Genomic DNA, 10,143 nt, shown 5'->3' with positions numbered 1-10,143 from the left:
ACAACGCAATAGGGGCGGTTCAATGGACCACCACTACTCGCACTCAACCGTTAGTCTTGCAGTCGTACATCAGGGAACCACCCTGCTGGTGCACGTTTTGGCTCCAGATGTTCGGGGTCCCTGTGCTTTTGATTATCGCATTTGTAGAACGGGCCGCGGGGGTCCAGGAGCACGCTCATGTGGTGGTCCGCGTGGTCCTTCCACCAGACACTGATACCCGTTGCCCCGTCGAGGCGCAGATGTTCCCAGGCCCGCCACAGCGCTTCCACGCGGGAAAGGGCTTCGGGGTGGAAGTACCACTCGATGCACCATTTGGCGGCGCGGCCGTCGACGTCGCGGACGTAGGTCGGCAGCAGCTGCTCGTGCAGGAACTCCTCGGCTGAGCCGTAGACCAGTTCAGGTGGCTTCTGCTCTTCCGCGGGCCTTTCGGCGGGTGCCTCTGTCTCGCCGGTAGCAAGAGCTGTGCTGAATCGTCCGATGTCGCTGTTCATCTCAGCGCCTCCTACGTCGTGACCCAGGGATTGGCCACCGGCTCGGCTGCCGCCGGTGCGGTCGGTTCTTCGGGGCGGGGGCTGTAGGTCTTGATGGATGCCTCGACGGCTTCTTTGTGGGGCCCGGTGTACCAGGGCAGTGTCCGGACGAGGGTGGCGGGTGCGCCGGAGGCGAGGACGACGGCGCGGCCACGGTCGAGTTCGGCGAGGTTGGAGACGTCGAAGATGCGTTCCTTGCCTTCCTGCCGGGAGCGGCTGGAGCCGGATTTTCCGGAGGAAATGGAGACGTTGGTGTAGCTGTAGTCCCCGATCAGGTCTGAGAGGGCGCGGAGGAAGCCTTCTTCGGCGACGCCGCCGCCGTAGACCTTGACGTTGGCGGCGGACCAGATTTTCCGCATGTTTGCCTCGCCCCAGAGTTCGACGCCCTGTGACCAGGACTGCAGGATGCCCATGACGATCAGGCCCTTGGAGCCGTAGTGGCTGAACTGGTCCGGCAGGCCGGCCCAGCGGACGACGTTGGCCAGCTCGTCCAGGGCGAACAGTGCCGGCAGTGGCAGGCGGCCGCCGCTGCGCTCGGCGCGTTCCTCCATGGCCTCGGCGATGGCCACCGTCAGTGCTGTGGTGAGGGGTGCGGCGGAGCCGGCCCCTTCCTTGGAGAGAATGTAGATCGTCTCCTGTGAGGCGGCGAAGTCGTGCGGCTTGAACTGTCGGCGGGGGTCCGTGGCCACGGACTCGCCGCGTGCCGGGGCGACCCAGCGCAGCGTGTTCCTGCTTTTGAGGCATTGGATCATCTTCTCGGCGGTGCCGAAGATACCGTCGCGCTGCTTGTCAGCCAGCTTCAGCGTGGACTCCAGGCCCTTGTACTGGAGCTCGTAGTCGTGTTCTTTCAGGATTTCGATGGGTTCTTGGCTGACCTGCTCCGTCACCCATAGATACACCTGGGTGATGGGCAGCTCCCCGAGCGCGGCCGCGAGGAAGTACGAGGAGAGGATGTCTTCGGCTTTGGGATCGAAGTAGGCATCCGGCTTTGACCCGGGGGTACGCGAACCGACCGAGAAGTGCTGGGTGAGTTTGTGGGCCTTCTCTTCGTCCGTTACGTAGGAGAGGGGGTTCCACCACCAGTCGGGTTCCTCCTGGGCGATCTTCTGCGGATCAAACACCCACACCGGAGCGGTCAGGACCCGGACGCCGCGGGTGCCGTCCACCACGTCGCGCTTGTTCGAGGTCGAGACGACGGCACCAGGTGCGTCCAGGATCGCGGGCATAACCCGGGAGGTCGACTTACCCGTCCGTGGCCCCCAGATGTCGATGCTGAGGTCTTCCCAGGACTGAATGAACTTCTGGCCGGTGGAAACCACCTTTCCCACCACAATGCCCGGAGTGTCCTTCACGCCGAGGCGCTCGGCCGTGGCTTGTGCGCCCTTCTCGGAGAACGCGGCCAGCGACTTCCCACGGCCCAGGTACCGGGCGGCCTTATCGACCCGAGCACGCTTGGACGCGCCCTTCCTCCAGGCCACCAGCACGACGATGGTCAGGACCACGATCACGCCGGCCATGAGGGACGCGGCGACGGTGGACTGGGCTGGCCAGGGCACCCGTCCCTTGATCAGCCCGGCAATCAGATCAATCGGATGGGCGGGCGGTGCCTCGATGCCGGCCATCCAAGAACCCACGTGAGCGGCCGCGTAGGTCCCGCCGCCAAAGACGACGATAAAGCCAATAGCCAGCCAGACCAGCAGGGCATCCCCGAGGCCCATTCCTTTACGGTTCGGTGCGCTCACAGTGCGCCTCCCTCGCCGGGCAGCTCAGGAGCTGCTGGCCCAAGGAGAGAATCAGCCGGTGTCTCTATTCGCTCAGGTTCGTTGGGCTGATTTGGGGCTTGAAGTCGCGTTTGGGCAGGTGGCGTTGGATCGAAGCCGCTGTGGGACCAAACCGATGAACCATCGACGAGAGTGACGGTTTGGGCGTAATGTCGACGCATGCTCGCTCCTTCTGAAGTTGTTGACTGATGGCGCTGGTGGTGTTGCCTGGTGGGGCCGCCATGGATCCGGGGTTCTGGAGTGTGCAGGCGGCCGAGGACTTCGAGCAGGAGATCGTTGACCAGTACGCGCTGGCGATGGCGGCGGCTGGTCTGAGCGACTCGCACATCCGCAATACCCGGGCGACAATCATCGAATTTGCCCGGTCGGTGACTGGACCGTTGTGGACGGCGACGTGTCAGGATGCTGACCGGTTCCTTGCCGAGCAGAAGCGGCTGGGACGCAGTGTGAGCACCAGAGCCGGCAAGGCAGGGACGCTGGCGCTGTTTTACGAGTTCGTGATCAGCCGTTACCAGGGCCGGATACATCGGGCGACCGGGGTGCTGGTCGAACAGCCCATTGATGAGTTCAACCGCCCGTCCGGGGCATCCCTTGGCAAAGTCCGGGTGCCACCGTCGGATGCCGAGATCGAAACGTTCTTTACTTCCTGGCGGCACTCGATCCCGCAGGCCCGCAAGTATCTGCCTGCCGCGCGGGATTACTTCGCTGCCTCGCTGTGGCGTCGGCTGGGGCTGCGGATTAACGAAACGGTGATGCTCGATATCCGTGACTGGCGCCCGGACCTGGGCGGGTTCGGCAAGCTCCATGTCCGGTTCGGCAAAGGAGCTCACGGCCGTGGCCCGAAGCCGCGTCTTGTGCCCGCGATCAACGGCGCTGCAGAGCTGATCGACTGGTGGCTGGGCGATGTCCGACACCTGTACGGCGGGGACTGGGAGGATCCGGACGCACCTCTGCTGCCCTCGGAGCGCTTTGACCGTGAGCTGGGCCGATGCGGCCGGGTCGGTGACAACGCACTGCGGCGCAGCCTGGGGTTGCAGATCGATCAGTGGTTGCCGGCATGGTCGGGGCGGATGACTCCCCACGTCCTGCGGCATTACTGCGCCTCCTCGCTCTACGGGGCCGGGATGGACATCAAGGCCCTCCAGGAACTGCTGGGTCATCAGTGGCTTGCGACTACCTCGGGCTACATCCACGTGCGCAGCGAGTACGTCGAGCAAGCCTGGAAAAACGCCAATGAGCGGATCGAGTCCCGATTCGCGACAACACAAAAGGAAGGATGAGACCGTGCAGTGGAACCTGCGGATCCGCGCCGCTGAACGTGGGATCTGGAAGTCAGCGCAGATACGCCGGATGCTCGCCGATGCCGGCCTAGAGATCAGTGCCGGGAAGATGTCCTCGTGGTGGGCCGGAACGCCGGCCACGATGAGACTCGAAGAGCTTGACGTGCTCTGCTCGGTGTTGAAATGCACACCGGCAGACCTGATGACCCCCGAACCTGACAAGGTCGCCGCACGTCGCCCACGCGTCACCGAGACCATAAACGGCAACGACACCGGCGCCGGCACCGGCGATGGTAGGCCGTCTTCCGTTGTGTCTCCGAGTTTTGGCAAGGTATCACCGGTCGTAACGCCGAGATTCGGCAAGCCACGGTCCGAGCCTCCCCTGTAGGCAGGGCTGTTGTGAGTCCGGCTCCGGGCCCGATGGCGCCGCTTCGGCCGCCATCGATGTGCCCCCGCTGTCAGATCAACAGGGTCGCATGGGCCTATCCACGGGTGGACTATTGCTACGACTGCCTTCCCGGTGGCCCGTTCAGCCCACCTCCATGCTCCAAATGCGGCACCAGCAGGGACTACTTCAGCCAGGGCATGTGCGCCATCTGCCATCCCGGCAGTCCGCAACACCCAGGCTCGTGCAAGGAATGTTTTGCTTGGGGTGTCTACCGCCGCTACAACTGGACGTGCTGGCCTTGCCGGTGGTGGCGCTCCCACTACCCTGATGGAATCTGCGACTTTTGCGGACGCACCACCCGAGTCGGAGAGCGGCGGGCCTGCCGGCTCTGCCTGGAACAGGCACGAATGCTCCAAGAGCCTGGACGCGGTCTGGACCTGGCGGGCGCGACCAAGGCCGGCCACCAGCTCTTCTTCGCCAACATGAGCTTCCACCGTCATGGGGCGCCAAAGCTGAGCCCGGAACAACGCGCGCCATGGAAACTGCGAGACAAGAACAACCAGCGGGTCACCGCACCCGCCGCCGACATGGGCATGCAGACGACGCTGTTCGACATGCCGCCCGACCAAAAGGCTGTCGCGGCCCGTGCCCGACTCGAAGATAACGATCTGACCCGCTATTGCGCCGCCATCGTCCGTCAACATGCCCAGAGGGCCGGCTGGAGCAAACGGCAACGCAACGACGTGACCCGGTCCCTGAGGCTCCTTGAGGGCCTGCGGCCCAGCCCAACCGCTAAAGTCCGCGCCACCGACGTCCTTCAACTGCGGCAATACTCCGGCAATGTCCTCTCTACGATCGACGTACTGGCCGCGGCCGGCCTCCTCATCGAGGACCGGCCGACCCACATCGAACGCTACTTCGCTGCCAAGACCAGCACACTGCCACCGGCCATGAAGGACCAGCTCGAAATATGGCTGCAAGTCCTGATCAACGGCGCCCACCAGGCGCCCCGGCAGATCCCGCGGGACCCCAAGACCATCAAGGCGCACATCCTGGGCATCGAACCCATCATCCACGCCTGGGCCGAGGCGGGGCTCCAGTCGTTCGCCGAGGTCACCCGCGCCGACATCACAGCCGCCTTGGACGAAACCACGGCCCGGCGCCACATCGCCGGAAACGGACTCAAATCGCTCTTCACGACACTCAAAGGCCGCCGACTCATCTTCGCCAACCCGACCCGAGGGATGAAGGCGTCCCCGAAAGGCAGCACAATCCCCCTCGCCCTGGACGCCGCCGTGATCCGCGAGGAGCTGAACTCCCCGAACCAAGCCGTTGCCCTCGCGGTTTCCCTGGTAGCCTTCCACGCCCTGACCGCGCAACAGATCAGCGAGCTGAAACTCACCGACATCAGCGACGGACACCTGAAACTCGGCGACCGCGACATCCCACTGGCCGCCCCCGTACGCACACGCCTGACGGCCTGGCTCGACCACCGCAACCGAACCTGGCCAGGCACGGCCAACCCGCACCTGCTCATCAACCGGCGCACCGCGCCCAGGCTCCTGCCTGCCAGTCGACAGTTCCCCTGGGCCGGCCGGACGCTGCGGCCCCGAGTCCTGCGCGAAGACCGCATCTTGCATGAGATCCACGCGACAGGCGGGGACATCCGCCGAATCTGCGACCTGTTCGGACTCAGCGTCGAAGGCGCCACCCGTTACCTGAACACTCTCGAGCACCCCGACCTCACCCGTCAGGACACACAGGTTCCCTGAACCTAAGCACCCACACCCGCTGCAATCGCCGGGCGTACTCAAGTTCACGCCAAAAGCGTCAAAATTCACGCGAACTTCTCACTTTTGGCGTGCCACCTCGTTTGGGTGTCGTTCACGCCGTGGTCTCCGGTTTCGATCGACGTCAGCCCAACCTGCACCGGGATCCCCGGGCGGCCGCCGACCTTGATCAGGAACTTCCCGCGCCCGGGAGGTTCGACGTCGACGCCGCGCGAATCCCAGGCAGGCGGGTCCTGCCAGGAGATGAGTTTCTGCTGCTCCTGCCGGGACAACGGGATAGCGGAGGTCAGCAGCGGCATTTCAGAGGCCGGCAGACCGCCGCAGATCACCATGCCGGAACGCTCGACGAATCCGCGGGCTTTCATCCGGTCCTCTTCTGCCGGCAGTGCCAGCAGGTCGGACATGGTGTGGGAAATCATGATCTGCCCGACGCCGACGGAGCGGTTCAAACGGGTCAGGGCGTCCACCCGGTCCACCATGCCCTTACCGGAGCGCAGTGCCCGCCACAGTTCATCCAGGACGACGAAGTAGTTTCGGCGCGGTTCCAGGCCCGCGTCGGCAAGGGCGTTGGCGACGTTGACCGTGCCGAAACCGTAGGACCAGCACGCCAGGAGGACGGCGGCCTGCAGGTCCGTCTCCGTCTCATCGATGCTGGAGACATCGAAGACGACGGCGCGGTCCCGCTTCATGGGATTGGTGGTCTGCTGGGAGAAGATTTCCCCCAGCTTCCCTCCCCCGGTCAGGCCCAGCAGGGTTGCCTCCAGCGCCCGTGTCTCCTGCAGGTAGACGGCCATGTCGCCACGGTCCAGAGCGACCTGGCGAAGCTCGTCCGGTGCGGACACAATGACGTCCAGGAGGTCCTTCAGGACAGGAATACCGTCGAACCGGTCATCGAGGACCCGCAGCGCACGGTCCAGGATCGTCTGTTCCTGATCCGTGGGCGGGTTGTTCCGGCTGATCGTGATCAGCGAGACAACCATGTTCAGGCGGCGGCCGTGCGCGTCGGCCCGGACCCGGGTGGCGGCTTCGTGATGGTCGCTGGCCTCGAGGAGCTGGGCGACCTCGACGGCCTGGCCGGGATCAAGAATGTTCAGGTAGCCAACGCCACGGCCGAGCTTGATGACCTGGCCACCGAGTGCCTGGACCGCTTTGACGTGCTCGCCCTTCAAGTCCCCCAGAACGAGTGGGTGGACGCCCTGGGCGGAGAGCCCTAAGAACATGCGGCGCACCAGCGTGGACTTGCCCAGGCCGGGCTTGCCCAGGATAAAGGCGGAGGGGTTGGAAATGAGCCGTGCCCGCTGGAACCAGCTGATCGGGTCACAGCAGACCGTGGCCTGGGTTTCTTCGTGGCGTCCCAGCGGGACGCCGATCATGGGCGAGGACGCACCGGAGGAGAACGGCCACAGCCCGCAGACCTGGACCGTCGTTCCCCGGTACTCCGTCACGGACGGGACGAGGGCGGCCATGCCTCCGCCACGCCCGATCCAGCCCCGGGAGCCCGGCCCGGCCTCGCGCGGCTGGCGCTCAGCCTTCGCCGGCTCGGCTGGCTTCCTGGGGGAACGGGTGAACATCTTCATGAGGGCCATTACAGGGCATCCTTGATTTCGGAGGGCAGCAGGCTGTGCTTGGGAAGGACCAGCCCCAACGGCAGGGACGCCGCGAACGCTGTGTCCTGCGAACCGTAGGCACGGCGCAACAACACACGGGCAGTACCGGAGGTCTGTTCAATGGCCGCGACCGCATCAGCGAGCCGTTCCCTATCGGTCACGGTGGCCGTGACGACCATCCCGAAGTTCACCAGCCCGGCGCCCTGGGCTTCCTCCTGGGCGGTCTGAACAGCGGAGCGGGCATCGACCAGGGCACGTGCGGACGGCCGGTTCCCTGAGGTGATGCGGACGTTGGCGTTGTTCTGGTCCCGCTCGACCACGGCAGCTGCCCGGGCAGAATCCATCGGGCGGTACAGCAGCGAAATCCGCTTACGGTCAATGTCCCCGTGCGGGGCCAACAGCCGGGACAGGACCGAGGAGTTCACAGACCCGCGGGGTGCGCCGGTCATGGTCCACGAGGCCGAGAACGCGCTGTCGTGCCGGTAGTCATCCCAGCTTGCCTGCGTCGCGGTCGGGCCGACCTCGCCCCAGGTCAGGGAGACCGGGGAGCCGGCGGCGTGGGCTTCATCGATGATCAGCGCAGCGGGGGGATCGTAGGCGATCCGTACCACCTCGCAGAGTTCCTGGGCTGACATCGGCCGGGCAATACCAGCACCGGTGGACTGCAGCCGGGCCGACAGGCCCGGGATGCGGGAGGCGAGGTCCCGGGCCACATCTTCCGGTGTCCGCTTCTTCGATCCTGTCCGGAGGGAGGCGTTGAAGGTCAGGGACACCCAGGCGCGGACCGTGGCCGATCCCTCCGGGTAGGTGTCAACGACCTCGCGCAGAATGGCCTGGGCAAAGGCTGGCGCGTTCGGGTCGATGTTCATTTCCACTTCGTTCCGCAGCCGGTATCCGGAATCCGGTGCGGTCTCGACCGTCACGGCCGCGGCGTCCAGGCCGGCTTCGTCCGCAAGCCCGGCGAGCCAGCCGCCCCAGTTCGCCACCCACGCATCAACCTGCTCCGGGTCCACCAGTGAGGCTCCGTCAGGTTCGGTGGAGAAGATCACGGTGAAGTGGCTGGTGGTCGGCACATGCAGCAGGGCGAACGGGCGCTTGTAGGAGTCAGTGAACTCGTACAGGGTGGACTTCGCGGCCAGTCCCGGCAGCTGGTACATGCCCCACGGAGTCACGCCCAGGGGGCCGGAACGGTAGAGATTCGTTCCGGAGGACTTGGAGAGCCGGAAGCTCATCCGTGTGGCGAAGCGGTCAACAATGGACTGGCCGTGCTTGTCCTTGACGGTCAGCAGGAGGGCGCTAACCCCGGCCACGGCCAGGACAGCGAGGCCCGGGAACAGACCCCAGATAGCGAAGCTGATGATGCCCATCAACAGCCCGGCCATGACAATCCCGGTGCCGATAGCGCCGAGGTTTCCCAGGCCCGCTGAGCGCGGTACGCGCCAGTTGCCGTAGGACGGTTCTTTGTATTCGGTATTAATTGCTGCCACTGGGGCCCTCCCCGGTTGAATCCTGCGCGGTCTTTGCGATTGCCTGCGACGTCTTGGACGCCACTTGGGCGCCTGCAGCTACGGCCATGCCTGCCGGACCAGCTGCTGCTGCCCCGCTGGCTCCCGTTGCTGCCCCTGCTGTTGCTCCTGCTCTAGCAGTGCTGGCGGTCGCGGTGCTGGTAGCTCCACCCGGACCTCCAGGACCGGTTGACCCTGGCGTCGGCTGGCCGCCGCTTCCCCTGGGACCCGACGTGCCGTCACTGCCCTTCGGAGACGTGCCTGCCTGGCTGCTCTGCGTGCTCGCTGGCGTTGGTGCGGCATTGCCCTTACCGCTGCCACTGCGGCCCAAGGAGACAGCACCTGTCGCCATGGCGCCAACGACAGCCCCTGCTCCTGCTCCCCCGCCAGAGGCGACGGCGCCGACCATCGGCGTTACGAACCGCATCAGGGCTGGCAGGGCGAACAAGGCAACGACCATCAACGTGAAGCCCGTGATGGACCTAATCAGCGCGTTCTGGCCCCCGCCGGTGCCCATGAGCAGGAACGCGACCGAATAAACGATGGCAGCCGCTGGCTTGTAGAGGATGAAGGCAATAGTCCAGCCAACTGCCTTCTGGAACCACTGCCTGCCCATCTCTGTGTTCGTGAACGCGGCCGTGGTCGGCAGGATGCCCGCCAGGATCACCAACATGCCGCTGCGCACCACCATCAGCACGACCTGGACGAGAGAGGCAATCAGGCCAATCAACCCCAGGACGATCAGAATAAAAACCCCGACACCGGTCTGGTTGGTCATGACCAGGACGTTCATCGACTCTGCAAATCCCTTCCCGTCCGTGGAACGCTCGATGACGGCGACAGAAAAGGCGTCGGCCGCGACCACCAGAATCGAGATGACACCCAAGCCAAGGCCCGACACCAAAGTGAGCGTAAGCAGCGAGCGGAGCAGATCCTTAAGCGGTGCCCCACGCTGTTCCCAGATCATCCGGATGCCTCCGAGGATGACGGCGAGGACCGCCAGCGCCAGCGTCCAGGGCATCAGTTCGCTATTGACCGCAGAAACAACGGGACTTGGCGTGGTGCCGTCCTCGCTGGCCAGGTTCACCGTGGGCATGGTCACCCAGAAGGTAGACAGTGTTGTCACCATCTGGCTCATGCCCTCCATGATGGCTTTTGCAAGATTGTTGATTGCGTCGTCTGCGATCCCGGCCGCGACATTGCTGGCACCCTGCGTACTCCAGCAGTACGCGTCCCAGACCTCACATTCCTTTTCTGCCACG

General features: G+C 65.0%; 8 protein-coding genes. 3 read left to right on the top strand and 5 right to left on the bottom strand.

Going from position 1 to position 10,143, the window contains the following annotated elements:
• Positions 1 to 50: 50 nt before the first annotated feature.
• Both AC1RJY_RS23450 and AC1RJY_RS23445 read right to left on the bottom strand, forming a co-directional pair.
• The gene (locus AC1RJY_RS23450) at positions 51 to 491 is read right to left on the bottom strand and encodes a DUF4913 domain-containing protein (protein ID WP_253030986.1); all 441 of its coding nucleotides are present in this window, start codon (positions 489 to 491) and stop codon (positions 51 to 53) included.
• An 11-nt stretch (positions 492 to 502) separates the two neighbouring features.
• Positions 503 to 2,272 (bottom strand): type IV secretory system conjugative DNA transfer family protein, encoded by a 1,770-nt coding sequence (locus AC1RJY_RS23445; RefSeq protein WP_349469160.1) that lies wholly within the window; start codon positions 2,270 to 2,272, stop codon positions 503 to 505.
• 227 nt (positions 2,273 to 2,499) lie between these two features.
• Between AC1RJY_RS23445 and AC1RJY_RS23440 the strand changes: the two genes are divergently transcribed.
• The 3 genes from AC1RJY_RS23440 to AC1RJY_RS23430 all read left to right on the top strand — a co-directional run bounded on the left by AC1RJY_RS23440 (position 2,500) and on the right by AC1RJY_RS23430 (position 5,751).
• A complete protein-coding gene (locus tag AC1RJY_RS23440; RefSeq protein WP_307311629.1) occupies positions 2,500 to 3,591 on the top strand; it encodes a tyrosine-type recombinase/integrase in 1,092 nt (363 codons plus the stop codon).
• A gap of 4 nt (positions 3,592 to 3,595) precedes the next feature.
• Positions 3,596 to 3,979, top strand: coding sequence for a helix-turn-helix domain-containing protein (locus AC1RJY_RS23435; RefSeq protein WP_253030982.1), 384 nt, complete (start codon positions 3,596 to 3,598; stop codon positions 3,977 to 3,979).
• A 407-nt stretch (positions 3,980 to 4,386) separates the two neighbouring features.
• Positions 4,387 to 5,751, top strand: coding sequence for a site-specific integrase (locus AC1RJY_RS23430; protein WP_253030981.1), 1,365 nt, complete (start codon positions 4,387 to 4,389; stop codon positions 5,749 to 5,751).
• 65 nt (positions 5,752 to 5,816) lie between these two features.
• On the opposite strand, the gene AC1RJY_RS23425 is transcribed toward AC1RJY_RS23430, so the two are convergent.
• From AC1RJY_RS23425 to AC1RJY_RS23415, 3 genes are read right to left on the bottom strand one after another with little or no spacing between them, the layout of a single operon-like run.
• A complete protein-coding gene (locus AC1RJY_RS23425; protein ID WP_253030980.1) occupies positions 5,817 to 7,355 on the bottom strand; it encodes a helicase HerA domain-containing protein in 1,539 nt (512 codons plus the stop codon).
• Positions 7,355 to 8,863, bottom strand: coding sequence for an SCO6880 family protein (locus AC1RJY_RS23420; RefSeq protein WP_349469159.1), 1,509 nt, complete (start codon positions 8,861 to 8,863; stop codon positions 7,355 to 7,357). The genes AC1RJY_RS23425 and AC1RJY_RS23420 overlap by 1 nt, the downstream gene beginning before the upstream one ends.
• The gene (locus tag AC1RJY_RS23415) at positions 8,850 to 10,142 is read right to left on the bottom strand and encodes a TrbL/VirB6 family protein (protein WP_253030979.1); all 1,293 of its coding nucleotides are present in this window, start codon (positions 10,140 to 10,142) and stop codon (positions 8,850 to 8,852) included. Before AC1RJY_RS23415 ends, AC1RJY_RS23420 begins: the two co-directional genes overlap by 14 nt.
• Position 10,143: the final 1 nt, after the last annotated feature.

Source organism: Arthrobacter sp. GW822-FHT05G07, from assembly GCF_058799755.1.
Note: the sequence above shows the minus strand (reverse complement) of the source record. Positions and strands in the feature narration are given on the sequence as shown.